28 protein-coding genes and 4 tRNA genes are annotated in these 25,990 nt (G+C 43.6%); 18 read left to right on the forward strand and 14 right to left on the reverse strand.

Features of this window, described 5'->3' with window-relative positions; all coding sequences use genetic code 11:
- Positions 1-32: 32 nt before the first annotated feature.
- The 5 genes from lolA (at position 33) to L865_RS26055 (ending at position 3,882) form a co-directional block, all read left to right on the forward strand.
- Positions 33-659 (forward strand): outer membrane lipoprotein periplasmic chaperone LolA, encoded by a 627-nt coding sequence (gene lolA, locus L865_RS0121635; RefSeq protein WP_028775130.1) that lies wholly within the window; start codon positions 33-35, stop codon positions 657-659.
- 7 nt (positions 660-666) lie between these two features.
- Positions 667-1,998, forward strand: coding sequence for a replication-associated recombination protein A (locus L865_RS0121640; protein WP_028775131.1), 1,332 nt, complete (start codon positions 667-669; stop codon positions 1,996-1,998).
- Complete coding sequence (crcB, locus tag L865_RS0121645; protein ID WP_028775132.1) at positions 1,991-2,365, forward strand: fluoride efflux transporter CrcB; 375 nt, start codon at positions 1,991-1,993, stop codon at positions 2,363-2,365. Before L865_RS0121640 ends, crcB begins: the two co-directional genes overlap by 8 nt.
- Before the next feature lie 19 nt (positions 2,366-2,384).
- Positions 2,385-3,671, forward strand: coding sequence for a serine--tRNA ligase (gene serS, locus L865_RS0121650; protein ID WP_028775133.1), 1,287 nt, complete (start codon positions 2,385-2,387; stop codon positions 3,669-3,671).
- A gap of 88 nt (positions 3,672-3,759) precedes the next feature.
- Complete coding sequence (locus L865_RS26055; protein ID WP_028775134.1) at positions 3,760-3,882, forward strand: hypothetical protein; 123 nt, start codon at positions 3,760-3,762, stop codon at positions 3,880-3,882.
- 47 nt (positions 3,883-3,929) lie between these two features.
- Here the strand turns inward: L865_RS26055 and L865_RS0121660 are convergent, their stop codons facing one another.
- From L865_RS0121660 to punR, 6 genes are all read right to left on the reverse strand, one after another.
- Positions 3,930-4,268 (reverse strand): TusE/DsrC/DsvC family sulfur relay protein, encoded by a 339-nt coding sequence (locus L865_RS0121660; RefSeq protein WP_028775135.1) that lies wholly within the window; start codon positions 4,266-4,268, stop codon positions 3,930-3,932.
- Positions 4,262-4,549, reverse strand: a complete 288-nt coding sequence (gene tusB / locus L865_RS0121665) for a sulfurtransferase complex subunit TusB (RefSeq protein WP_037471763.1) — start codon at positions 4,547-4,549, stop codon at positions 4,262-4,264. The genes L865_RS0121660 and tusB overlap by 7 nt, the downstream gene beginning before the upstream one ends.
- A complete protein-coding gene (tusC, locus tag L865_RS0121670; protein WP_028775137.1) occupies positions 4,546-4,899 on the reverse strand; it encodes a sulfurtransferase complex subunit TusC in 354 nt (117 codons plus the stop codon). Before tusC ends, tusB begins: the two co-directional genes overlap by 4 nt.
- Positions 4,900-4,914: 15 nt before the next feature.
- Positions 4,915-5,304 carry a sulfurtransferase complex subunit TusD gene (tusD, locus tag L865_RS0121675; RefSeq protein WP_028775138.1) on the reverse strand — a complete coding sequence of 130 codons (390 nt, stop codon included), beginning with the start codon at positions 5,302-5,304 and terminating at the stop codon, positions 4,915-4,917.
- Between the two features lie 84 nt (positions 5,305-5,388).
- Positions 5,389-6,048, reverse strand: coding sequence for a Bax inhibitor-1/YccA family protein (locus L865_RS0121680; RefSeq protein ID WP_028775139.1), 660 nt, complete (start codon positions 6,046-6,048; stop codon positions 5,389-5,391).
- 126 nt (positions 6,049-6,174) lie between these two features.
- Positions 6,175-7,077, reverse strand: coding sequence for a DNA-binding transcriptional activator PunR (punR, locus tag L865_RS0121685; protein WP_028775140.1), 903 nt, complete (start codon positions 7,075-7,077; stop codon positions 6,175-6,177).
- A 120-nt stretch (positions 7,078-7,197) separates the two neighbouring features.
- Here punR and punC point away from each other — a divergent pair, with 120 nt between their 5' ends.
- Together punC and L865_RS0121695 are read left to right on the forward strand one after the other, a co-directional pair.
- A complete protein-coding gene (gene punC, locus L865_RS0121690) occupies positions 7,198-8,454 on the forward strand; it encodes a purine nucleoside transporter PunC (RefSeq protein ID WP_028775141.1) in 1,257 nt (418 codons plus the stop codon).
- Between the two features lie 80 nt (positions 8,455-8,534).
- Positions 8,535-8,625 (forward strand) — tRNA-Ser (locus tag L865_RS0121695).
- A gap of 276 nt (positions 8,626-8,901) precedes the next feature.
- Here the strand turns inward: L865_RS0121695 and L865_RS0121700 are convergent.
- From L865_RS0121700 to L865_RS0121715, 4 genes are all read right to left on the reverse strand, one after another.
- Positions 8,902-12,078 (reverse strand): efflux RND transporter permease subunit, encoded by a 3,177-nt coding sequence (locus tag L865_RS0121700; protein ID WP_051484743.1) that lies wholly within the window; start codon positions 12,076-12,078, stop codon positions 8,902-8,904.
- 5 nt (positions 12,079-12,083) lie between these two features.
- On the reverse strand, positions 12,084-13,271 hold the full coding sequence (locus tag L865_RS0121705) for an efflux RND transporter periplasmic adaptor subunit (protein ID WP_028775143.1): 1,188 nt from the start codon (positions 13,269-13,271) through the stop codon (positions 12,084-12,086).
- Between the two features lie 161 nt (positions 13,272-13,432).
- Positions 13,433-14,410 (reverse strand): ABC transporter substrate-binding protein, encoded by a 978-nt coding sequence (locus L865_RS0121710; RefSeq protein ID WP_028775144.1) that lies wholly within the window; start codon positions 14,408-14,410, stop codon positions 13,433-13,435.
- Between the two features lie 255 nt (positions 14,411-14,665).
- Positions 14,666-15,646 (reverse strand): phosphotransferase, encoded by a 981-nt coding sequence (locus tag L865_RS0121715; RefSeq protein WP_028775145.1) that lies wholly within the window; start codon positions 15,644-15,646, stop codon positions 14,666-14,668.
- A gap of 152 nt (positions 15,647-15,798) precedes the next feature.
- Between L865_RS0121715 and L865_RS0121720 the strand changes: the two genes are divergently transcribed.
- From L865_RS0121720 to L865_RS0121750, 7 genes are all read left to right on the forward strand, one after another.
- Positions 15,799-16,116, forward strand: a complete 318-nt coding sequence (locus L865_RS0121720) for a hypothetical protein (protein WP_028775146.1) — start codon at positions 15,799-15,801, stop codon at positions 16,114-16,116.
- A gap of 78 nt (positions 16,117-16,194) precedes the next feature.
- Positions 16,195-16,887 carry an SDR family oxidoreductase gene (locus tag L865_RS0121725; RefSeq protein ID WP_028775147.1) on the forward strand — a complete coding sequence of 231 codons (693 nt, stop codon included), beginning with the start codon at positions 16,195-16,197 and terminating at the stop codon, positions 16,885-16,887.
- A gap of 31 nt (positions 16,888-16,918) precedes the next feature.
- Complete coding sequence (locus L865_RS0121730; protein ID WP_028775148.1) at positions 16,919-17,488, forward strand: GNAT family N-acetyltransferase; 570 nt, start codon at positions 16,919-16,921, stop codon at positions 17,486-17,488.
- Positions 17,489-17,520: 32 nt separating this feature from the next.
- A complete protein-coding gene (locus L865_RS0121735; RefSeq protein WP_037471766.1) occupies positions 17,521-18,852 on the forward strand; it encodes an NAD(P)/FAD-dependent oxidoreductase in 1,332 nt (443 codons plus the stop codon).
- A 61-nt stretch (positions 18,853-18,913) separates the two neighbouring features.
- Positions 18,914-19,189, forward strand: coding sequence for a hypothetical protein (locus L865_RS0121740; protein ID WP_028775150.1), 276 nt, complete (start codon positions 18,914-18,916; stop codon positions 19,187-19,189).
- Positions 19,190-19,313: 124 nt separating this feature from the next.
- A complete protein-coding gene (locus tag L865_RS0121745; protein WP_028775151.1) occupies positions 19,314-19,703 on the forward strand; it encodes a glycine zipper family protein in 390 nt (129 codons plus the stop codon).
- A 138-nt stretch (positions 19,704-19,841) separates the two neighbouring features.
- Positions 19,842-20,177, forward strand: coding sequence for a hypothetical protein (locus L865_RS0121750; protein WP_028775152.1), 336 nt, complete (start codon positions 19,842-19,844; stop codon positions 20,175-20,177).
- 46 nt (positions 20,178-20,223) lie between these two features.
- Here L865_RS0121750 and bfr (L865_RS0121755) read toward each other — a convergent pair whose 3' ends face one another.
- The 4 genes from bfr (L865_RS0121755) to L865_RS0121770 form a co-directional block, all read right to left on the reverse strand.
- Entirely contained in the window at positions 20,224-20,703 is a 480-nt protein-coding gene (bfr, locus tag L865_RS0121755) for a bacterioferritin (protein ID WP_028775153.1), read from the reverse strand.
- 1 nt (position 20,704) lies between these two features.
- Positions 20,705-21,175, reverse strand: a complete 471-nt coding sequence (gene bfr / locus L865_RS0121760) for a bacterioferritin (protein WP_028775154.1) — start codon at positions 21,173-21,175, stop codon at positions 20,705-20,707.
- A 385-nt stretch (positions 21,176-21,560) separates the two neighbouring features.
- Positions 21,561-22,571: a type I glyceraldehyde-3-phosphate dehydrogenase gene (gap, locus tag L865_RS0121765; protein ID WP_028775155.1), complete on the reverse strand. Its 1,011-nt coding sequence runs from the start codon at positions 22,569-22,571 to the stop codon at positions 21,561-21,563.
- A 235-nt stretch (positions 22,572-22,806) separates the two neighbouring features.
- Entirely contained in the window at positions 22,807-23,640 is an 834-nt protein-coding gene (locus tag L865_RS0121770) for a DUF2989 domain-containing protein (protein WP_028775156.1), read from the reverse strand.
- 204 nt (positions 23,641-23,844) lie between these two features.
- On the opposite strand from L865_RS0121770, the gene L865_RS0121775 reads away from it, so the two are divergent.
- The 4 genes from L865_RS0121775 to L865_RS0121790 all read left to right on the forward strand — a co-directional run bounded on the left by L865_RS0121775 (position 23,845) and on the right by L865_RS0121790 (position 25,973).
- Entirely contained in the window at positions 23,845-25,281 is a 1,437-nt protein-coding gene (locus L865_RS0121775) for a glyceraldehyde-3-phosphate dehydrogenase (RefSeq protein ID WP_028775157.1), read from the forward strand.
- Positions 25,282-25,690: 409 nt separating this feature from the next.
- A tRNA-Gly gene (locus L865_RS0121780) sits at positions 25,691-25,766 on the forward strand.
- 9 nt (positions 25,767-25,775) lie between these two features.
- A tRNA-Cys gene (locus L865_RS0121785) sits at positions 25,776-25,849 on the forward strand.
- 38 nt (positions 25,850-25,887) lie between these two features.
- Positions 25,888-25,973, forward strand: a tRNA-Leu gene (locus L865_RS0121790).
- Positions 25,974-25,990 lie beyond the last annotated feature (17 nt).

The following is a 25,990-nucleotide window of genomic DNA, read 5'->3' on the forward strand; positions in this document are numbered from 1 at the left end:
TAAACGGCACTCAGTGCTACCAAGGAACCAACATGAGTAATTTTGTAAAAACCTGCTGTGTATTATTGCCCGTACTTTGGGCTAGCCAGGTTGTTGCCGAAGATGCACAAGCGTTAAAAGATAAGTTGGCTGCATTGGATACCCTGCAGTCTCAGTTTCAACAAATCGTGACTGACGTCAATGATAAACTGATCCAACAGGGCAGCGGCGTGTTTGCACTCGCAGTGCCTAACCAATTTTACTGGCACTTGCAGCAACCGGACGAGTCACTCATCGTTGCTGACGGAACCGATGTTTGGATTTATAACCCGTTTGCCGAAGAAGTCTCTGTGCTTGATTTAAATGATGCCATCAACGCATCGCCTATTGCTCTGTTAGTGCATCGTGATGAGCAAACATGGCAAGCTTATCAAGTGGTACAACGTGATGATTGTTTTGATATTAAGCCAAAATCGCTAGACGCAAGCGTAGTTAAGGTCTCTGTCTGTTTTAACGACACGACACTTACGAGTATGGAGCTGGAAGATCAGCAAGGGAACTTAAGTCAGTTTACTTTAACTGAACAACAAGCGTTAGCCGATGATGATCGCTCGCTGTTTCATTTTACTGTACCAGAGGGCGTAGATATTGACGATCAACGTCTAAAGTCAGTGGACTAATTAAGCCTTGTCTAGTCTAAGTTTTGACTTCGCACCTGATTTTAGGCCGCTAGCGGCAAGAATGCGGCCGCTTACACTTGAGCAATATATTGGTCAGTCGCACCTGTTAGCTGAAGGTAAGCCACTAAGGCGGGCATTGGAGTCTGGTCGTGCTCACTCGATGATGTTTTGGGGGCCGCCGGGCACCGGAAAAACCACGTTAGCCGAACTGGTAGCACACTACACCAACGCCCATGTTGAAAGGATTTCTGCTGTAAGTTCGGGTGTAAAAGAGATCAGAGCCGCGATTGAGCACGCTAAAAGTGTAGCGCAATCTCGAGGTCAACGTACCTTGCTGTTTGTTGATGAAGTCCACCGCTTCAATAAAAGCCAGCAAGATGCTTTTTTACCCTTCATTGAAGATGGCACGGTGATTTTTATCGGTGCCACCACTGAAAATCCCTCGTTTGAAATCAATAATGCATTATTGTCACGGGCGCGTACCTACATTATTAAAAGCCTGCAGCAATCTGAGATTATCCAAATCTTGCACCAAGCGCTCAATGATGCTGAGCGGGGACTGGGCAAAAGGGGCTTAGTTTTAGCTGATGATGTCGCTGAGTTGCTCGCAAATGCTTGCAATGGTGATGCACGCCGAGCGCTTAACTTACTCGAATTAATGAGTGATATGGTCGATGATGGCCAAAACTTGTCCGCAGAGTTAGTAGCAGAAGTTGCCGGCGAATCGTTGGCGAGTTTTGATAAAAGCGGCGATCAATATTATGACCTGATCTCCGCGGTGCATAAGTCGATTCGTGGCTCGGCGCCCGATGCGGCCCTTTATTGGTATTGCCGTATGTTAGAAGGTGGCTGCGATCCGCTTTACATCGGTAGGCGATTATTAGCGATAGCGTCAGAGGATATCGGTAATGCCGATCCCACTGCTATGACTGTAGCTCTTAATGCTTGGGAGTGTTTTCATCGGGTTGGACCCGCAGAGGGCGAGCGAGCTTTGGCACAAGCAGTCATTTACCTGGCCAGTGCCCCAAAAAGCAACGCCGTTTACAGTGCATTTAAGGCGGCTAGGGCGGCCGCTAAAGAAACAGGGCACCTACCTGTTCCTCACCATTTACGCAATGCGCCAACTAAATTGATGGCCGAGTTAGGTTATGGTGAAGGCTATCGCTATGCCCATGATGAAGCTAATCACTATGCGGCAGGTGAAAATTACTTTCCAAAAGAGATCCAATCGTCGCAATATTATCATCCAACTGAGCACGGGTTTGAAAAACGTATTCGTGCTAAATTGGCGCAACTGGATGAGTTAGATCAACTTAGTGAGCGTAAACGGTATGATTAATGTTCTCTATGTGGCGATGGGTGGTGCGATAGGTGCGGTTTTTCGGTATCTAATTTCAATTTTGGCGATTTCGCTATTTGGCTCTGGTTTCCCTTTTGGTACACTTATCGTCAATGTCTTAGGGTCCTTTATGATGGGGCTCATCTATGCGCTTGGTCAGGTCAGCGAAGTCAGTCCTGAAATAAAAGCCATGATTGGAGTTGGACTGTTAGGTGCGCTAACCACGTTTTCAACTTTTTCGAATGAAACGCTGTTGTTGATTCAATCGGCACAGTGGATAAAAGCATTTTTGAACATTGCGCTGAATTTGAGCCTGTGTATTTTTATGGTATACCTCGGTCAGCAATTAGTATTTTCACGTATTTAAATAGATAAGAAACAATAACATGTTAGATCCAAAATTCTTAAGAACTGAACTTGCTACAACAGCGGAACGTCTAGCAACTCGTGGCTTCATTTTAGACGTAGACAAATTAAGCAAACTTGAAGAGAAGCGTAAGTCTTTGCAAGTTGCTACCGAAGAGCTACAAGCTTCACGTAATGCCATTTCAAAATCTATTGGCCAAGCAAAAGCTAAAGGCGAAGACGTTGCGCCGATCATGGCTCAGGTGGGTGATTTAGGTGCGCAGCTTGATGCGAAAAAATCTGAATTAGCCACGCTGCTAGAAGAGCTAAATGCCATTGCCATGAGTGTGCCTAATATTCCAGATGAGTCGGCGCCACACGGTGCTGATGAAAATGACAATGTGGAAATCCGCAAATGGGGTGAGCCAAAACAGTTTGATTTTGAAGTTAAAGATCATGTTGATTTAGGTGAAGCACTGCAGGGGTTAGATTTTAAGAATGCGGTTAAATTAACGGGCTCTCGTTTTATTATCATGAAAGGGCAGATCGCGCGACTACATCGTGCATTGGCCCAGTTTATGTTAGATCTGCACACCACAGAGCATGGATACACTGAAACTTATGTGCCTTTGCTTGTTAATGAAGACAGCTTACTGGGTACTGGCCAGCTACCAAAATTTGGTGAAGATCTGTTTCATACCCAGCCTGCAACAGAAGAGGGGCAGGGTCTAAGCCTGATCCCAACAGCTGAAGTCCCACTGACCAATATTGCTCGCGATACGATTATCGATGAAGCAGATTTACCGGTAAAACTCACTGCGCACACTCCTTGTTTTCGTAGTGAAGCCGGCTCTTATGGACGTGATACCCGCGGTCTAATTCGCCAGCATCAGTTTGATAAGGTTGAATTGGTTCAGTTGGTTAAGCCAGAAGACTCAATGGCTGCACTTGAATCACTGACTGGTCATGCAGAAACCGTACTACAAAAATTAGGCTTGCCTTACCGTACAGTGGTGTTATGTACCGGTGATATGGGCTTTGGTGCTGCTAAGACTTTTGATATTGAAGTTTGGTTGCCAGCACAAAAAACTTACCGTGAGATCTCTTCTTGCAGTAATATGCAAGATTTCCAAGCGCGCCGTATGCAAGCAAGATACAAAGCGAAATCAGCTAAGAAGCCTGCTTTGCTGCATACACTGAATGGATCAGGCTTGGCGGTAGGTCGTACCTTAGTTGCGGTATTAGAAAACTACCAAAACGCAGACGGCTCAATCACAGTACCGGAAGTGTTACGTCCTTATATGGGCGGTACAGACGTTATTGGTTAAAACCAGCTTCGTGATATATCACAAGGCAGTTAAGTGATGTATCACGGTCTATCGGGGCAGTGTTAGTCGAGTAGTTGTGGAATGAATGATGAATAAGGGAAGTCGCTATTTTCAGTGGCTTGCTTATGTAGCGGTCATTTGTGTCTTTGGCGGAATCATGTTTGCCACCTTTGGCGAAGCCTTATGGGTGGTATTACAAAATCTGGCATAAGTGCCTAATAAAAAACCTAGCCATAGCTAGGTTTTTTTATATCTTGGCTATATACATTTAGCCGGTTTAGGTAAGCCAGCAATTTTGGTCGCTTGCTTGGCAGGGCCAACAGGAAACAATTTATAAAGATACTTGGAGTTGCCTTTCTCTTCTCCGAACGACTGCTTCATCGCTTTAACCAGCACTCTAATTGCCGGGCTGGTATTGTATTCAAGATAAAACTCCCGTACAAAATTAACGACTTCCCAGTGAGCTTCCGTTAGGGTGATATTTTCTTTCGCAGCGATAACTTGCGCGGCTTGTTCAGTCCAAACCTGGCTATCAAGCAAGTATCCTTGTTTATCTGTGGCTAGGTGTTGTCCTGCAACTTCGATATGCTTCACCAGCTAATGACCTTCTTATGAGCTAGGGTTAATGATACAAACTCATCATAGCTAATAAGCTGATGGTTTTGGTAATGTTCGCTAAGCCCGCGGGCCACAACATCATTTTCAAGTAATTTGACGCTATATTCATGCAGAGAGTCATGCTGTTGAAGACCCTGTGCTAATGGGTACACTGCATCTCCACTTAATACAATGGTGTCATCTTGCTGAACATAAGCAAGGCAAACCGCTAACGCATTGTCTTGGTTTGTTGATGTTGAGATATGATGTAGTACATTCAAAATACTAATACCTCATCTGCCAGATTAATTTGCTGTTTAATGGCCGCTTCATCGATAACGTCCACAGAAAAGGGGCTTTGAGCCGCATCAACGCCATAACGCTTTAAGCTTGATTGGCAAGCGTATACGTCGTCAATATCATACATAGGTAACGCTTTAAAAGTAGATAAAAAATCACGGTTGCCCGTTAAGGCAGCTTGTTGTTTGGGTAAGTTATAGACCCCTTCATCACAAAATAAAATAGTGACTTGCTGCTCAAATGTCGCGCTCAATAAAGCGACATCTAACCCTTCACGACTGGCACTGCTGCCTTGGGGGCTGTGTCTAAAAATGATTAGCAACTTCTTCATCTAAGTTAACCTACTTTAAAAACTGATTAAACGATCGGCATGCTCAATGCCAGTGACAAGCTCACCTAAACCGCCCATAGTAAATCGGCTGTGAAGGTTCCAGTGAGGTAGCTGGTTATCTTGTGCTTCGGCTTGCGAAATTATCCCACGGCGTAGGGCAGCGGATGCACAATTGACTAGTTTAACATTGTGTCGTTCGCTAAGTTCCTGCCAGGCGCCTGCCAAATCAAATTCATCCGATGCGGGTAGGTGTAAGGCTGAGCTGTTGTGTACGCCGTCTAGATAAAAGAACACGCAAATCACTTCATGGCCCTGCTTGAGCGCTGCTTCAGTATATTTATACGCTGTATAGCTGGTTTGTTTGCCATAAGCGGGTTGATTAACTTGAATGATGAGTTTACTCATTGTCACTTATATAGCTTTAGGTATCTGTAATGAAAAATGGCTCCGAAGGGAGCCATTTTATACTATCTCTTTTTAAAATTGGGATTAATCGTCGTTACCCATACCCATTAAATGCAAGATAGAAACAAATAAGTTTAAGAAATCTAGGAATAGTGCGATGGTTGCACGGATATAGTTAGTTTCACCGCCATTCACAATGCGACTGGTATCGTACAAAATAAAACCGGTCATCAAAAGTGCTATACCTGCATTAAGTGCCATAAACACCACACCGCTGCCGATGAAGATGTTGGCGATACCCGCTACGATGGCGATAACTAAACCAGCAAGTAAAAAGCCACGCATGAAAGAGAAATCTTTCTTAGTGGTAATGGCATAGGCTGATAGGGTGACAAAAACGACTGATGTTAGACCAAACGCTTGCATAATTAACTGCGGGCCATTTGCCAAGCCTGCGTAATGATTGAGTATGTAACCGAGTGATGCTCCTTGCATACCGGTGAAAGCGAAAATCCAGATTAGACCTGATGCGCCTTCTGCTTTCTTAAGTGTCACAAACAACAATACTAGGCTGCCTAGCGATAGACCAATCGACATAATAGGCCCAATCTGCATCGCCATGGCTAATGCAGCGCAAACTGCAGAAAACGCCAAAGTCATAGACAGCAACATGTAGGTGTTTTTTAGCAGCTTGTTCACTTCCATTGTTGAACTTTGGCTAGCGTGAAGTGTTTCTTGTCTCATTGTGGTCTCCATAAACCGGACGATGCTGTGCAAACTCAATCGTTTAGTTAAGTAAGCAAAATGCAATTGATTAGCTAAATCATACCTTAGCTGCCCAATGACTTAAAGTGCCTAACCAGCATAATACTAGTTAAACCAATCTCGCTGCAGTTTTTCGGTATCGCCCAGATACTCAAGGACCCATTGCATAGCCGGAGATTGGTTGGCGCTGTTCCAGGCTAAACAACAGGGGCTAGGGGCTTTCGGGCGAACAAGTTGCTTTTGGATCAAGGTGCCGTTTTGAATAAATGGCGCTGCGAAATGCATCGGCATATAACCTATGCCTAAGCCTTCTCTAAAACAGTTAATCGCTCTAATCCAATCCGGTACCACAAGTCGGCGTTGGTTTTCTAGTAGCCAAGTCATACGTTTGGGGATCTCTCTAGAAGTATCTTCTAAGCAAATAGATGGATATTGCTTAAGCTGTTCATCTTCTAGTGGCGTATCTATTGCCGCTAATGGGTGGTTTTTACTGACCAAAAACGCCCACTCAATTTCACCCATGTCTCTAAAGTGATAATCACCACCAACAGGGATTGCAGTGGTGGCACCAATGGCAATATCACTGCGCCCGGATGCGATGGCTTCCCATACGCCATTGAAAACTTCTATTCGAATGATCAGTTCCACATTATCAAAATTGCGATAGAAGTTAGCAATTAGCGCGCTAAGCCTGTCTGCTCTAACTATGTTATCTAGGGCGATGGAGAGAGTAGGCTGCCAGCCATTGGCAACGCGTTGAGTATTTTCTCTCAGCTTGGCCATATTGGTGAGCATGGTTCGACTTTGTTGTACAAAGTGTTCGCCCGCGGGGGTGAGGCTGACACTGCGGTGGTGCCGCTCAAACAACACGACTCCAAGCTCTTCTTCTACTTGTTTTACTGCGTAACTAACTGCTGAGGGCACTTTATGCAATTTATTAGCTGCGGCGGTAAAACTTCCGACTCTGGCAACCATATCAATTAGTTGCATTGTTTGTTCGGTGAACATATGCATCATCCCTTTTGCTGTGAGAATATTTGAACGCTATAAGCAAAAATAAACGTTTCACATTCATATATCAAGTCTTTAGACTGCGCGTTCTGTTTTTTTAGTTAGTGTATTTAATCAATGAAAGTGTTCCCCAAAACGCAATATTACGTGTTTTTAGCCTATTTGGCATTACTTAGCATGTTGGGATTTGTTGCGACAGACATGTACCTACCTGCATTCAAATCTATTGAGGTCTCGTTGCAAGCTAGTGCAGCACAGGTTGCCGGTTCGTTAACTGCCTTCTTAGCCGGACTTGCAATAGGTCAGCTATTATATGGCCCGTTAGTTGCCAAAATAGGTAAACGTTACAGTTTAATCGTTGGCATGGTTTTGTTTGCTGTCGCAAGTGTGATACTTGCAGATGCTGAATCGATATTTGTGTTTAACCTTGCTCGTTTTGTGCAAGCCATTGGTGCCTGCAGTGCAGGGGTGATTTGGCAAGCGATCGTCATTGAGAAATATGATGCAGATAAAGCCCAAAAGGTGTTTTCCAATATTATGCCTTTGGTAGCACTGTCTCCTGCATTGGCGCCACTTTTAGGTGCATTTGTTCTGGGCATCGCTGGTTGGCAAACTATCTTTTTGATTTTAGCGGTATTGGCTTTGGTATTGGTATTAGCGACAGTCGGCTTTGTCAGTCAAGAAAAGCCTAATCCGAGTAAGGTCAGTGAAAAAGGTAAAAGCTACCGACAATTACTGCAGTCGCCACGCTACTTGGGTAATGTCATTATTTTTGGTGCTTGTTCCGGTGCTTTTTTCTCTTACTTAACGGTATGGCCCATTGCTATGGAGCATTACGGTTACAGTGCCAGCGAAATTGGCTTAAGTTTTATTCCGCAAACGGTGATGTTCATTGTTGGTGGTTACAGTGGTAAGTTGTTGATCAGAAAACTCGGGGCGAGCGTAGCGTTAAAAGCGTTGCTTGGCGTGTTTTTCTTGTGTGTTGCTGCTATTGCCAGCGTAACCTTACTGTTGCCCGTTGCTACTTTGATGCCTTTGCTAGTGATTTTTGCGCTATTGGCCGCGGCGAACGGTGCAATTTATCCAATCGTTGTTAATAATGCGCTGCAGACCTTTAAGGATGATGCGACTAAGGCAGCAGGGTTACAGAACTTTTTACAAATAAGCATCGCTTTTGGCGCATCAAGCGTGGTGGCTATGTTTGCCGAACATACAACGGTCGCGATAGGTGTGGGCATAGTTATCTGTTCTATCGGTGTTCTACTTGGATTTAAGGTAAGCCAACTCGAACACTGGCAACAACTTAAGCAGAATTTTTGTAAACCGGATCCGGCTAGAATTGCGCTGTCAGATCAAGTTAATAAAGGCGATTGATTGCAAGTTAACCACTCAAACCTATCGCTTAAATAAATGCTTTACAATGGCGAGTAAGGCTTATATTATTCGCCGCGTTCGGAGAGATGGCAGAGTGGTCGAATGCACCGGTCTTGAAAACCGGCATGGGTTTATAGCCCATCTAGGGTTCAAATCCCTATCTCTCCGCCATATTAAGAAAAAAGGCTACTCGAAAGAGTAGCCTTTTTTCGTTCTACAGCGATGAACCCTAGGTTTGCGATTGTTCAAGGTCGGGTATCTCGTCGCCATATTAAGATAACCCCTTTATCGATAGGTAGCGGTTTTTTTCATTCTAGCGGTATTGAACCCTAGGGTTCTCTTGGTTATAAAGCGGACTTCTATTTTTGACTTGAACAAAAAGGGCGACTCAATGGAGTCGCCCTTTAATGTTTAGCAAACAGCATCGCTAAATTAGATGCTTAGACGCTATTGGTTGTCTAATGCATGCTTTGGCGTTGTACGGTACAAATCAGCAATTCTGCCCATTTGACGCTTAATATCTTCAATAAACAGATATAAGCAAGGGATGAGCATTAAGGTCACGACTGTCGCAAACAATACACCAAACGCCAGTGACACAGCCATTGGAATAACCATCTTAGCCTGCATACTGGTTTCGGTCATGATAGGCACTAAACCAATAAATGTGGTTAGTGACGTCAGTAAGATAGCTCTAAATCTTCGGCAACCCGCATCAAGTACCGCTTGCTTCATCGCTACGCCACTGGCTCTGGCTTTGTTGATATGATCAACCATCACCAGCGAGTCGTTAACTACTACGCCTGCTGCGGCGATAATACCAAATAGCGATAGGGCACTTAAATCAATACCTAAAATCTTATGCCCCATGACTGATCCTATCACCCCAAAAGGAATAACAGCCATAATCATCAGTGGTTGCGAGTAAGACCGTAGAGGTACTGCTAGTAAGCTGTAAATTACCATTAACGAGATAAAGAAGTCGCGAAGTTGGGTGCTCGCGCTTTCCATTTGCTCTTGAATGTTACCAGCCACTTCACTTTTCACTGTGGGGTAACGCTTAAGTAGATCCGGAATGAAATTATCTCGAATTTCCTGGGCCAACTTAAAGGGTTCAGCTTGATCGGCATCCACCGATGCCCATACATTGATGGTGCGGTTGCCATTTTCACGGCGAATACCACTGACGCCTTGAGTGACATGAATTTCCGCTACTTCAGACAGCGGTACTTCAGCGCCTAGTGGCGTTTGAATCATCACCTCATGGACTTGCGCGATAGAATTACGTTGCTCCTCGGGGTAACGTAACATCACTTTGATCTCTTCGCCGTTGCGTATGATGCGCTGGGCCTCAAGACCATAAAAACTATGGCTAACTTGAGAAGCAATATTTGCCAGCGTAAGGCCGAGACCATGTGCTAGAGGTTTAAGCTCAAACTGCACTTCTTTGGCGCTAGACTGACGGCTGTCGTTCACATCACCGACACCTTGCAGGGTGTTGAGTTTATCTTTTAACTCTTTGGCTGCTGCGACGAGTTGGATATCGTTTTTACCTTCCAATCTAAAGCTAATATCGCCATCGTCTCTGCCGCCGCCAAAAAGATCATCTTGAATAGTGAATGACTTCATTCCCGGGATCAGCGGCATGGCGCGGCGCCAAAGCTCCGCCAGCTCGAAAGTGTCAATTGGTCTTAATTCTGGGTCAACTAGCTTAGTCATGACCTCAGCATTGGTGCGTCCACGTAGATCAACCTGGATGTCAGAAATCATTTTCTGACCATACTGGGCTTCTAAATCGCTATCGACTTTCATTAGTGCTTTCTCAATGGCAAGTGCACCAGAAAGTGTGGCGCGCTCCGAGGCATCGACATTCATTTCGAGATTAACCCGAGGAAAATCATGGGGGATTTTCGGTTGGCCGATATAGCGGATAATGCCGCCGTTGTACATGCCGGCACACAATAAAATTAAGGCAAAAAACACCATGATGACGGTATAACGGTATTTAACACCTGCCGCCAAACTTGGTCGATAGATGTTTTGGATAACATGCTGCAAGCCTTTGTCGACTTTGGTTTGTAAAAAGTTTACCCCAAGACGCAACCAGTCGAGTGGATTCTTAGAACCGGGTTGCACTATGGTTCTTTGCTTCATTCTGGCCAAATGCGCGGGTAGGATGAGCTTAGATTCAACCAAAGAGAACAACAGACACAGAATAACCACACAACCAATAGCCTTACCAAAAGCGGAGGAGGGACCATCGCCAAGTGTCAGTGGCAAGAATGCCGCAATCGTAGTTAATACACCAAAAGTTGCTGGCATAGCGACCCGCTGAACACCGCGGATGACGTTATCAATATTTTGCCCTTTGTCTTCGCATTCGCTATGGGCGCTTTCTCCCATTACGATGGCATCATCGACCACAATACCCAATACCAAAATAAAGGCGAACAAGCTGATGACGTTAATGGTGACGCCAATCATCGACATCGGCATGAACAATAGCGTACCTAAGAAGCAGACGGGTAAGCCCATCATCACCCAAAAAGCCAACCTTACACGTAGGAATAGTGCCAGCATCAAGAAGACCAATACTGCACCACTCTTCATACTGTCGAGCATTAGGTTTAGGCGACCTTCAAGGTAATAGGTCATATCAACCCAGGTCTCTAGTTTTAAGCCTTCAGGTAATTCAGCTTGTTTACCTTCGATGTAGCGATTAACGATATCAGCGACATCTGTCATGCTTTGATCTTTGGCAGCACCAACAAAAAAGGTCACCGAGTTTTTGCCATTAAACTTAGAGTATTGAATACCTTCTTCGAAACCATCAATCACGGTGGCAACATCACCTAACAGTAAATTGGTACCGTCTTGTAAGGTTATCAGCGGAAGGTTCTCAAACTCATAACCCACATAGGCTTGGTTTTGCACACGTAAATTAATGTAACCATTTTCTGCGCGGATCTGCCCCGCAGACATATTGCGAGAATAACCACGAACGGCGTTAGCCACATCATTAAAGTTAAGCCCATATTCTCGTAGTTTATCTTTACTGACCTCAATGCCTATTTCATGGCCCAAACCACCATAAAAATCGGTAATATTCACAGACGGTAACTGCATTAGCTCGTCATGAATGTTTTCGCCCAATTGTTTAAGTTGTTTGTGGGTCAAATCGCCATAGAGGCTAATATAGAAGACTTCCTGACGGATCTTAATTCGCTCTACCCGCGGGCGCTCCATCCCATCAGGGAAACTTGATATCGAATCAATTTCAGACTTGATTTCATCCAGTACGACCTGAGGATCATAGGAGTCTTCTATGCGAAAATAGCCTCGGGCTGCGTTGCGGTCTGAATAGGTGATGACACGTTTAAGGCCTTGGACACTTTCTAGCGCTTCTTCGACCTTAATAGTGATGCCTTCTTCTACCTCTTGGGGGGCCGCCCCGGGGTAAAAGGCGCTAAATTCGACCCAGTTAATATCAACTTGCGGAAAGAACTGTTTTCTTATGGTATTAGCTGTCAGTAAGCCACCCACAATGATAATGATCATCAACAGATTGGCAGCTACGCTATTGCGAGCAAACCAAGCGATGATGCCTTTATTAGTATCACTCACTGGCACTACTCCTTATCGTCCATGGCAAGTTGTGTGTCAGTATTTTTATCCTCAATTAGGCTATCTTTTTCACCCATCAAGGCTACCGCCATACCTTCAACGGGATAGTCCAATGCAGAGGTGATGATTTTCATGCCAGGCTCTAGCCCATCAGCGATGATGACTTCAGAACCGACTTGTCTTAATACATCGACCGTTTGATACTTAAGCTTGTTGTCGCTACTGACGATAGCCACTTTATCAGCAACAACCAAATGGCGAGGAATACGGGTAACAGAACCGGCTTGTGAGCCCTTAATTTGTGCTGTTACGTAAGTACCAAACCGCAGCTGTTTTTTATCACTTAGCAGGGCATAGGGATCTTTGACATCAGCAACCAGATAAGTCATGCGACTGTTGTCATCAATCACGCCTTCACTTCGGACGATTGTGGCTTGCCATTGATGTTGCTCACCAGAGTATTCACCGCTAATGGTCACCGTGGCGTTTTGACCGCGGTTATCCAAGTAACGTAATTCTTTATCGCCAATAGGTAAGCGAATTTCTGCATCATCGGTACTGTATACTTTGCCTAACATACTGCCTTTAGACACGTATGATCCGAGCCCAATGTGACGCGACTCAATTAAGGCATCATAGGGGGCGCGGATAAAGGTTCGCTCTAAGTCGCGTTTAGCACGCTTTAAACCAGCTTCTGCAGAATTCAACTTGGCGAGTTCTTGTGCTAATTGTGGTTTACGTAAACTTAATTCAGTTGGCACGCCATTTTCGATACGCTTCCACTCTTCTTCTGCGACTTTACCAAAGGCACGTTCTTGTACTAATGTGGCTTTGGCAGAGGCTAAGGCCGCTTCGGCATCTAGCAGATTGGCTTCGTAATCACTTGGGTCGATTTTCGCTAGAATAGCGCCTTTTTTAACAAACCCACCGCGAACAAACTCTTCAGCTAGGAATAGGATCTCACCATTAACTTGCGAGACTAGCTCTGTTTCGTACTTGGCTTTAACTAAACCGTAAGAACTCACTGAGTAATTCATCGGTGCTTTACTGATCTCAGTAACCGCCACGATAGGGGTATTGTCGACCTCTTCTTTTTCTGCAGGTGGTTTTTTCATCGAAGAAATTGCGATAAAACCGCCGATCCCAACGGCAAGTACCACAAAAGGTAAGATCATCTGTTTACGAGTAGCCACAAATAGGTCCTCTTTTTGAAGCTAACAGCGGCCAGTATGGGCCAGCTGCATATAGGCGAAAGAATAGTTAGCTTGTCATGTTATCGAATTGTGGCGATTGTTAAAGTGAGATTGTGTAAAAAGGTATGTCTAATTACTAGTGACAAACAAACCGATTAAGATTAAGGGACGATTTTCGCTCGGCTTTCAAGCGTGCTCGGCAAGGTGATATGCCATTTCTGTAACTGCTGCTGACTGTATACCAATTCACCACGATTGGGCGTACTGATACTGGGCAGCGAGCCAGCATTAAAGAAATGATTAACGTGCTGTGCGGCAACCACGCCTTGCTGGTAACCGTTAATCGTAAGACCCCCTATGGCTTTATCATGGCCTATGGAATAGTCCCAAAATGCAAACAAGGGGATTGGTGTATGTTCGCTGGTCCATTGGCTGACACTGTTTAAGCTGACGTTGTTGTCATTAGTGTCTTTAAGGGCCGCATAATTGGCAATAATTACCGCATCATAGCCATTGGCTTTGCTTTGCTCTATTGCGGTTTGCCAGTCTAAAAAGCGACTGAACAATAGGGTGTCCACTTTAATGCCGGCAATAGTTTGCTTAAGCTTATTGTCAAAGGAAGTGGCTAAGATGGCGTAGGATGTTGGGTTATCATCCATCATCACTAAAATCTTTTTTGTCGTCGGTAGCAAGGTTTTTAAACTAGACACCGAACGTTTTAGCAAGGGTCGTTCTAATGCGCCGCTAACATTTTTTGATAGTGCAATGTATTGGCGAGGGTTGTCGTTAATACCTAAAAAGACCAAAGGGATCTGTTTTTGGACCACAACAGGGCCAACAAGCTTGAGCGCATTATCGTCGGCGAGTACCACTAATTTAGGTTCACTGGTTTGTATCTGCTGAATCGCGTTGTCAGCCGATTGGTTGAAATCGCTCGACGCTATCCTTTTTGTATCCATTTGATGTTCAATGATATCGGTTTGTTCAATGGTGTCCATAAAGCCTTGGCGATACTCTTTAACCCACGGGTAGTCTAAATGATACGAGTGAATAAATAGTACTTCAGTGGCGTAACTGGGTGGGGCAAAGACCAAGCAACCAATCACTGCGAGACAATTAAATCGGCACTTTACTGACATTGAACACTCTCCATGTTTGCCAATGTTTTAGTGATTAGAACACTAATTTCAAAACAAAAACAACAAGCTAAACTAATGATTAAAAAGGTATCAGGCTCGAGCTAAGAGTGCAAAATAAAAAGAGAGCCAAGTTCACGTGTAAATGAGGTGACCCTCTAAGTGGCGTATGCCGATTCACGTGCGCTATGTGCTCTCTAGGATTGAGTTTATACCCTAATTGAGTTTACGCTAAATAACTTTTGGTGATAAAAAGCGCTATCCTAGCTCAATATCAGTAATAGCTTTTCGGGTCATATTGTCAGTGAACTCGTTGCGCTTGATATGTTCAGGCGCCCAACCTGCTAAAAATCTTTCAAAATCGGCATAGGCGTATGGAATAAGACGTCGCCATTGCTGCTGCAAGTCGTCAAAGTGGTTGGTTAAATGCTCGCTATATTGCTGTAGTTGTTCAAAGTAATAGTCTACCAAGGTCGGGTGATGTTGACTAAGTTGCTGCGCATTTAGGCAACTGCCCAGCAAGTAGACTAAGTCCTTAACGCCAACACCATTACCTACATATTGAAAATCCACTGCGGCGACTTTAGTGTCGCTATCATGGATACAAAAATTAGCCAGTTTCGCATCACCGTGGATGATGGTTTGATAGATGCAGTTATCAAGTTGATGACTAATTTCATTTGCATAAGCTCTTAATTTTCCGTTTGCCATTGCATCCAACTCATCGGGTCTGGTTGATAGATGCCAGTAACTGCCATGTAACCAATAATCTTTTATGGCGTTGTTATCTGCCTTCTTTGTAAGGTGTTGGCCATGCAATTGCGCTAGCCATTGGATCATGAGTTTAATCTGGGACAAATTAGCGCGTTTAGGCCTAATACAGAAACCCGATGCATCAAGATCAGATAATACCAGCGAAAACTGATCTTGGTGGTCACCGTCGATGATAGCGATAAGCGTTGGCATCAAATAGCTGACGCCATGATCTGTTTGATGGTTACGGTACCAGTTTTTTTCAATTTGATAAGAGCGTATCTTTCGTTGATGGCCTATATTGGTATGCCAACCCCGCGGATGTTGCTGCGCTTGCGGGATTTTAATACTTTTAACGACAACTGGATTGCCGTTGACATTATAACGGTCAATGCTGCCATAATGACTCCAAAGGCTTTGAATTTGCGCAGTATGGTTAACACTTGCTGTTGCAAAATATTGTTGTAACGATTTGAGGATGCTCATAATGGATGCTGGTATTTTTCAATTATTTTCGCAAAAGTACCTACAAAGGTAAATGGCTAAAAGCGAGGATAAGATTACATTTTGTCCATCAGATCGCGCTATACTGTTAGCAATCTTGCTTTACATGGATAGGAAAGAGCGAACCAATACTTATGAGGAAGTTAACATTACTGTGCCGTATTGAGCCCGGATGTCTTGGTCCGCAAGGGGTTGACCATGTCGAAGCGTTTTGTCGATATGCACATGCTGAACTGAAATCTTTTTATCCAGAAGCGATCGCATGGCTACCTCTGCCTCGCTATGACAAATCCCTTGCTGAGTTTGAGTATTTAGTGGGTAAGAAAAACTTGTCGTTCGCTCAAGCGCAACAACTCTTAACGGTATTGGGTATTCAACTCAATGATGTTGAAGAGCAGTTTCACGACAAAATCGCTGATCTTATTGACCTATTCCTAATGAAACAGAAATAACTCGCGCTTTTTGCATTTGGCCATCTATCCTTTTACGCTGGTAGCATTGCCACTCATATTTTTTCACAAGGTTTTGAAATGACTACGCATGTATTAATCACCGGGGCCAACCGTGGTATTGGTTTAGCCTTTGTAAACCACTATTTGGCTCAAGGATTTAAGGTGACAGCATGTTGCCGCAAAACGGATACTGAAGATAGTTTGCATCAGTTACTAGAGAGATACTCGTCTTTAAATATCCAAACACTTGATGTTACAAGTCAGCAATCGATATCAGCATTAAGCGCTAAGCTCAGTGATAGCGGTATCGATATATTGATCAACAATGCCGGTTTCTATGGCCCAAAAGGAATGCCCCTTGGCCAAACGGATGTTGCGCAGTGGCTTAAAGTATTACAGGTCAATACCGTTGCGCCTTTAATGGTGGTTGAAGGGTTGATGACTAAACTTAATCAGCGCCAAGCAACCATAGTTTGTATTAGCTCCAAGATGGGGAGTATGGCTGACAATAGTAGTGGTGGTGCGTATATTTATCGCTCGTCGAAAGCAGGGCTTAATGCTGTCGTTAAAAGCTTGGCTCTTGACTTAAAGCCTAAGAATATCACTTGTGTTAGTTTACATCCAGGTTGGGTACAAACGGATATGGGTGGCCCAAATGCACTGATTAGTGTCAATGAGTCCGTACAAGGCATGACCCAAGTTATCGAGAATTTGTCGATTGATCAAACTGGCAAATTCTTTAACTATGATGGCTCTGCTATCGATTGGTAGTGGCTAAGGAAGTAATCCTACAATATAGCCTATGAAAACAATAATAAGAGCGTTACACGAAGATGATTATCAGCAAGTCATTGAACTGGGTAATTTAGTACATGGGAATGGTTATCTAGATTTACCAAGCCTAGTCAAAATGCAGGCGCTTTCTATCAATAATGGAATCAGTGCAAATTTTGTAGCAGAAAGCGCAGGGCAAATTGTTGGCTTTCGTTTAACCTACGCAGCGGGTATGTGGGATGTAGATAAGTGGTGTAGCCCAACGCTGTGGCCTTGTGATGTCTGTAAGATGTGTTATTTCAAATGCAATACCGTTGCAGAAACACTTAGGGGGCAGGGTATAGGTAAAAAGCTATTGTTAGCCTCTGTTTCAGCCGCTAAGGCGCAAGGCGCGCAAGCGGGGGTAAGCCATCTTTGGCAACAAAGTCCAAATAACTCTGCGGTAGGCTATTTTTCGAGTGCTGGCGGCAAGCTCATTAAGTACCACCCAAAACGCTGGAACAATATTCCTGACCAACCAGACTATCTATGCGTGTTATGCGGTTTAGATTGTCAATGCACTGCCTGTGAAATGGTATTAGTCTTTGACGAGCTTTGAAGCGCAAGCACGACCCTTCGTGAGTGAGTTTTATGAATTACGATCCTTTACACAGCACCCATCCCGCTAATCAAGACTGGCCAAGCAGTTATTGGTCTAGCACAGTAAGCCAACCCAAGCCATTAGACTCTATCACGGGCACGCAAAGCGCTGATGTGGTGGTTATTGGTGCTGGCTATACCGGTATGCTGACAGCGCACTATCTCGCCAGCCAGTTTGATGTAGATTGTATTGTACTAGAGGCCAATCAAGTCGGGTTTGGTGCAAGCGGCCGTAATGCAGGCTTTGTGCTGAAAGGTTCTGGCCGACTGGGGTATGGGCAAATGGCGAAACGTTGGGGGATTGACGTTGCTAAAGGCATATACAGGGAATTTACTCAGGCGGTCGAACGTGTTGATGATTTGATTTCAGAACATCAAATAGCTTGTGAGCCACAGCAAACGGGTTACCTTAAAATTGCTCACAACCCAAAACATGTCCACAAGTTGCAATCAGCTGCTGACTTTATTGCTAATCATCTTGGCGGCCAAGCAGAGTTCATCGAATCGAATCGCTTCAAACAAGAGTTTATGGATCATCAGCAAGCGTTTGGTGCTATGCGTTACGATGATGGATTTGGGATCAATCCGCTGAAACTCGCCTTGGGTTATAAACAGATGTTGATTGATAAGCGCGTTGCGATTTATGAGCGTAGCCCAGTTATCGAGTGGCAACAGACAGCGAAAGGACATGTACTCACTACGCCCGACAGTCAAATTGTTGCACGTCATGTGGTTTCTGCTGGTAATGCTTATACACCTAAAAAGTTTAACCCACTGATCGACCGCCGATATTTACCCATCTTAAGTAATGTCATTGTTACAGAGGTGCTAAGTGATGAGCAGTTAGCTAAAGCGGGCTTACATACTCATCAGGTCGCCATGGATACGAGGCTACTAAAGTACTATTACCGATTATTACCCGATAACCGAATATTGTTTGGTGGTAGGGGGGCGGTAACTGGCGCCGATAGCAACAATCCTAAATATGCTCAGCGCTTGTACCGAGCGATGTTAGAAGCTTTTCCAACTCTTAGCAGTACATCGATAGCTTATAGTTGGACAGGCTGGATAGCCGCGGCATTAGATGATATGCCGCATATTTATAGTCAAGATCACACGTCATACAGTTTGGGGTATTGCGGTGCGGGTGTATCGTTTAGCGCTCAAGCCGCCCAGCGGATTGCGCAATCTATCGTTGGTGAGGCGATACCTCAATTACCGCTATACCAACAACCTTTGCCCAAATTTCCTTTTAGTCGACTACGCCGGGTTGGGCAACGCGGTTATTATCATTACGCTTGGTTAATGGATCGATATCGATAAGGAGATTTTTGTAAAAACCTTCTATAATGGGGGACTTCACTTCAAAGCACAGAGGGAATCTATGAAACATGTTGTTGACCAAATGCTCAGTAAGCATAAGCAGTTGGTGCATTCAGAAGGTGTGAAGATATTGTCCCATACGCAGCGAGATGTAGATGACTGGGTGCAACACACAGTCATGATAGAAGGGTGTGATGCTCCTTTTAAGTTTAAACGAACCAAACGTTTCCGCACATTACAGGGTCATAAAGTCAACATGACTTACTATCCTGAAACAGAAAGTGTCGCCGGCTTTGACTTCGAAGTAATGAAAGTGGTGAGAATCAAACGTTTTTAGTGCTTGAGACTCGCTTTATTAACAAAAGTTAATAACATTAAGCTCTGATACAGGATGCTCCCGTTAAGCTAGCCCCATTATTAAATGATTGTTTACTAGATAAACACTGATAATGAGGTTTGAAATGAGAGCATTGGTACTACTAGGCACGTTAACGTTATTCTCCAGCAGCGCTTTCGCGAATATCGTCGTTGATAAAACAAATGTCGATGAAAAAGACTACCTGTACGATCACAGTCAATGTAGCGAATTAGCCAGTCAGGCCCAACTACAACAAGCCGAAGGCGGGATGATTTCTGGTGCAGCTAAAGGGGCTGCAGTCGGTGCGGCCGCTGGCGCGATTTCCGGTGGTAGTGGAAGTAGCGGCGCTCAAACCGGCGCGGCAGTGGGAGTTGCTGGTGGATTTTTACAGCGTAACAGTGATAAACGTAACAATAAAAAAGCCCATCAAGAAGAGCAAAAAACCATTATGCGTAACTGCATGACTAACCGTGGTTACACCGTGCTCAATTGATAACTGTATTTTTTGCGAGCAGTATCGCAAATTTTAATATATAAGCGCTGGCAATATTAGTGGTTAAGCAAGCATTCAGGTAAGGCCATCAATAATATCACCAACGAGACAATTAGGTCTCAATTGTGAGGATGGCCAATGTTACAAGATAACTATGATCTAGCTATTGATAGCACAATATTAAATTCAGTGAGTGAGCAGGCTAGGGCCTACAACGCAACACAATCACGAGCTCAAGAGCTCAAAAGTATGATCAGTAATCATGCTAAGCTGACATTTAACCTATTGGTGCCACAAACTGATTTGGGTCCAAGCGAGAAACACAAAAAACTGTTGGCATGTAAAAGCGAAGGGCTGGAGCTTTATCGTTTTGTGATAACAGCTAACCTGCAGTATCAAGAAGAATCGATTCTACTGAGTTATATCGACAATAACTTGTCGGCAATAGAAGACGGCATGACCACGATGAATTGATAATCAGCCAGCTTATAAGCTGGCTGATTATTTTTATAGAGAACAACTATTCAGCGTTTTTCATTTGAGACTGAATATAATTCTGTAAGCCGATCTTATCGATTAGCCCTAAATGTTGCTCTAACCAATAGATATGATCCATTTCTGTATCATCTAATAGGGTTTCCAATATTTCTCGGCTTACGTAATCCTTCTCTGACTCGCAAATGGTTATTATTTTAGTCAAACTCGCTGCGACCATGCGTTCTGCGGCTAAATCATTTTCAAGCATCTGTTTGACGTTATCTCCGACATGGATCGCCTCTCGGCTGGCAGTATCAGGCGTTCCTTCAAGAAACAATATGCGCTCAATTAAACGTTTTGCATGATCAAGTTCTTCTTCATATTCGTGGGCGAGTTTTTCCGACAGTTTATTAAGCCCCCAATCTTCGTAGATTTTGCTGTGAGCTAAGTACTGATCCATGGAGGTCAACTCCAATGTCAGTTGGTTATTTAACTGGTCAATGACTACCTGGCTACCTTTCATGTTAATCCTCCATCATTGATTGTTGATAGTTTTCGATGCCAACTTGGCCGATTAAGAATTGCTGCGCTTCAATCCAATCTAAATAATCTTGCTCCTTTTCGAGTAGCTCTTCGAGTAACTCTCTCGATACATAATCTTGCTCGGCTTCACAAAGGGCTATTTGCGCTGTGAGCAAATCTATCTCTTCGGTTTGCAGCATTAAATCACAATCAATCATCTCTTCGGTGTGTTCGCCAATCCTAAGCTTATTCAACTGCTGTAAGTTAGGTAGGCCTTCGAGAAATAATATCCGTTCAATGACTTTGTCAGCCTGTTTCATATCAAGAATGGATTTCTTGTAGGCTTTCTCATTGAGTTCTTCTAGTCCCCAGTTCTTAAACATTCTGGCGTGGAGAAAATACTGATTAATTGCCGTGAGTTCGACGGTGAGAACCTGATTGAGGGCACTGATGACTTTAGGATTACCTTTCATTTTTTGTTCCTAGCAGTTGATTTTATATAATCCTAGTCGCAGAGCAGGGGTTTTCCAGATTAAATTTATATAGTTAAAGCTGTTTTTAACTGCATAAAAGATAAGCAATTACGATGAATAGTGAGACTGATTCCCATTCAAATTAGGTGTGACTAAAGACAAATGGGGTAACTAGGCAATATCACTAAAAGTAACAGGGCATAGCGGGTTGTAAGCGTGTACTTAGAAAGTAAAGGCTTAGAGATAATTAGATGGGTTAAAAGTTGGCATGGTAGTACGGGCGAGATAAGCAAATAATGGGACTTATTTGGTTTAAGCCATTAATTCGGATAGCAAAAAGCCAGTCGACTGACTGGCTTTTTTATCTGTTACAACTGACTTGCTCTTATTTGGCAGTCATCAACGCAACAGCGTTATCGAGCATACGGTTACTGAAACCCCACTCGTTATCATACCAAGCCATAACTTTAACTAGGCGGCCATTAACACGAGTTTGTGTGGCATCGAAGTTAGAAGAGAATGGGTTGTGGTTAAAGTCGATAGAAACTAGTGGCTCTTTATTAACCGCTAATACTTCGCTCATTGGTGCTTGGCTAGCAGCACGTTCAATAATGGCATTAACTTCTTCTACCGTCGTGTCGCGAGCGGCGATAAACGATAAATCAACTAGCGATACGTTTACCGTTGGCACACGCACTGCCATACCGTCAAACTTACCCGCAAGTTCTGGTACCACTAAACCTACTGCCGCAGCTGCGCCGGTTTTGGTTGGGATCATTGACATCGCTGCAGCACGTGCGCGACGCAAGTCCGTGTGGTAAACGTCAGAAAGACGTTGGTCGTTGGTGTAAGCATGAATAGTGGTCATTAAACCTGATTCGATACCAACCTCATCATTTAACGGCTTAGCAAAAGGAGCCAAACAGTTAGTCGTACAAGATGCATTTGAAATTACTGTCATATCTGCAGTAATTTCATTGTTGTTCACACCGTATACCACGGTGGCATCAACGTTCTTGCCAGGTGCTGAGATAATCACTTTTTTAGCGCCAGCATCTAAATGAGGTTGTACCGCTTCTTTAGAAGTGAAGATACCAGTACATTCAAATACCACATCGACATTCAAATCGGCCCAAGGCAGTTTTGCTGGGTCACGTTCTGAAAAAGTGACAATTTTATCTTGGTTGACATAAATGGCTTCGTCATCATGTTCAACTTTAGCGTTAAAACGGCCATGTACTGAATCATACTTAGTTAAATGAGCGTTTATCGAGGCATCACCAAGATCGTTAATAGCAACAATCTGAATTGGGTAATCTTTTTCGCTTTCATAAAGTGCTCTAAGCACGTTTCTGCCGATACGGCCATAACCATTAATCGCTACGCGGATAGTCATTTGATATCCCTCTGTTAAATGATAAAACTAATCTGGTAGTAAAATTACCAAAATGACAGCTAGCGTCAAGTAATATCGACGTAAATGGCGTCTAAAATCGTAAATAGCCGGAATAATCATCGATAGTTTGATTCAACTTTCATTTTTAGCGGTTAAATTTGTAAATAAACCACTTTTGGCAGACATTTTGCGTAGTTGCAAATTAGCTGTGAACAGTAACGAGTGGTTTGTACATTTAGTTAACAAATTTCAATCTTAGTTGGCTTTGTTTAAAGTCGCCAGACTCTATTAAGTCGACTAATTCATCTGCCTGACTATCGAGAAAGCTTTGTAATTGCACATCACCATTGATAAGCGCCAACATGTCCTGGTCGGAGGCCTTACTGTCAGACATCAAGGTGTTTGCCTTTGACAATATATAGGTGAGTTCGAAGTGGCCTTGTTGATAATAGATACTCGATAGACCCAATAGCCAATCGGGATCAAACTCCTCTTCTGACGCATTATCCAGTACCGAAAGATAAAGCAACTTGGCTTTTTCCAAGTCAGACTTCTGATAATAAGAGGCGAGCTGGGCAAGGATAAAGGTTTCGGTTATCTCGCCTGCGGCTTCAGCATTGAGTACCCGTTGCTGTGCTTGCTGATCACTAAAACGGGTCCAATGATAAAATGACAAATATAGGTCTTTGGAGGGTTTGGTTGTGGCTTGCAATTCAGCCAAACTTTGCGAGCTTAAGCCAAAAGCGCGCATACGATCATTAGTACGCTCAGGATGGAGGATGTGCTGAACACCAGAGGCCAGCTCAATGCATTGGTTGTACTTTTCTAGGTTAAGAAGATGTTTGTATATCTGCTTTCCTGTAGGTGATTCGGTCTGTTTAAGTAAATAGCGTTTACGAATAAGATCGCCTTTTTCAAATCTGCACCAACTATCACGATGCAAATCGGCACAAATTTCGGGATTATTTTTACAAATGGTGGTGGTATTAGCACCATAATCACAGCCAATTAGGCTAGAAAATGCGAATAAACTAATAAATGATGTAATTATTACAAAATTTGTCTTCAAAATAGGCTCCATGCCAATATTTTTCTAATATTATTACACAGTTATGGAAAATATCTTACTAGATCGTAGCGCCAGTTTTCATTACAATAGCGCCGACCAAACAAGAGGACTTATTCGTCTATAACGACAGTATTAGTCTTTTTCTTTTGCTACTCAAACATTTCTATTAAAAATAGTCGATCAAGTGAGATAAAGGATCTGTACATGAGCGCTGATAAGCACCTACAAAGCTGGCAAGAACGTTTCGAAATGGCAGAGGCAATGCAACCTCTACTAGGTAAGTTATATCGTAACCAAGGTGTAGAAGTTGTTCTATACGGCAAGCCTCTTTTAAACGCTTCTACGATTGAAATCATTAAATCTCACCGTTTAGTGCGTCGTCATGTTGGTGACAAACTGAGATTGCGTGAAAGCTTCCCGTTCGTTGAAGTTTTAAGCAAGCTTGCGGTTAAGCAATGTAAAGTTGATATCGGTAAGCTGGCTGTAAACTACTGGCGTGAGCACGATGATGCTAGCCAAATTGAAGCTTACATGAGTCGTGAACTATCAGCTGCGATTGACTTAGAAGATGTTCAAGAAGCAAAAGATGTTGTGCTTTATGGTTTTGGCCGTATCGGTCGTTTACTTGCACGTCTACTTATTGAGCGTACTGGTGTTAGTAACAAATTACGCCTAAAGGCAATCGTATTGCGCGGTGGCCGTAAAGGTGATTTAGAAAAGCGCGCAAGCCTATTACGTCGCGACTCTGTACACGGCCCATTTAATGGCTCTGTAGAAGTGGATGAAGAGAACAACGCAATCATTGCAAATGGTACTTACATCCAAGTTATTTATGCCAATTCTCCAGATGAAATCGATTACACTCAATATGGCATTAACAATGCCTTAGTTGTAGATAACACCGGTATCTGGAAAGATGAAGATGGCCTAGGGTTGCACCTTAAATCAAAAGGAGCAGCTAAAGTACTGCTAACGGCTCCTGCAAAAGGTGCGATCAAAAACATCGTATACGGCGTTAACGAAGCTGACATCCTAGACGAAGATACCATTGTCTCTGCAGCAAGTTGTACTACCAACGCGATTACGCCAGTACTTAAAGCCGTTGATGACAAGTATGGTATTGAAAATGGCCACGTAGAGACCATTCACTCGTATACTAACGATCAAAACCTGATTGATAACTATCACAAAGCTGATCGTCGTGGCCGTAGTGCACCATTAAACATGGTGATCACTGAAACCGGTGCAGCCAAAGCTGTAGCCAAAGCGCTACCAGTGCTAGCTGGCAAACTGACGGGTAACGCTATCCGTGTTCCAACACCAAACGTTTCTATGGCGATTATCTCACTTAACCTTAAAGGTGAAACCAGCAAAGACGATATCAATGAGTACCTACGTAAAATGGCACTGAACTCGCCGCTACGTAATCAAATTGACTTTACTGAATCAACAGAAATCGTATCGAGTGACTTAGTCGGTTCTCGTTATGCAGGTGTTGTCGATTCACAAGCGACTATCGCTGAAGGTAATCGCGCCATTCTTTATGTATGGTATGACAATGAATTTGGTTATAGCTGTCAGGTTGTTGGCGTAATGCAAAAAATGCTTGGTCTTAACTACCAATCACTGCCAGCACTATAAGCTCAATTTATAGTTGATGTATAAAGCCTCGCATTAGCGAGGCTTTTTTATTTGCATCCATATGCACGCTTGGGGTTATTAACCCATGCGTTAATCAAGCATCGTGGGTAACAGTAAGGGTACAAACCGCTTAGCGATTGACTATTTAGCTAGCAATCAAACAAATGCCAAATAAACAATGTGTCATTACGGCCAATGCCATCTAGATATTAATGGTTACGGTTTAATCGACTTAAGTGCCTTAATAATCAAAATTTGTACTTGTTGCTGTAATTAGCAGCAAACGGTCATATTATCGTAATTTTAGCGCTTTTGTTCGTTGACTCTTATGCATATTTCGGTAGAATGCCATTCCGCAGTCAGGGGAAAGCTTCTAGCAGAACACTGATTGCAAAGATAGAAATGGCCTGCGACATTAGCTCAGTTGGTAGAGCGATACCTTGCCAAGGTATAGGTCATCGGTTCGAACCCGATATGTCGCTCCAATCTACTAAGGCGCGATGGCAGAATGGCTATGCTGCGGATTGCAAATCCGTCGATCTCGGTTCGACTCCGGGTCGCGCCTCCACTTTAATGTTTTAGTGCGTAAGCGGTAAAACACACTTTGCCCGAGTGGTGGAATTGGTAGACACAAGGGATTTAAAATCCCTCGCTGAATAAGCGTGCCGGTTCAAGTCCGGCCTCGGGTACCATCATTCGATGACAAAAA

The sequence above is a fragment of the Shewanella waksmanii ATCC BAA-643 genome (genome assembly GCF_000518805.1).
GTDB classification, from domain to species: domain Bacteria; phylum Pseudomonadota; class Gammaproteobacteria; order Enterobacterales; family Shewanellaceae; genus Shewanella; species Shewanella waksmanii.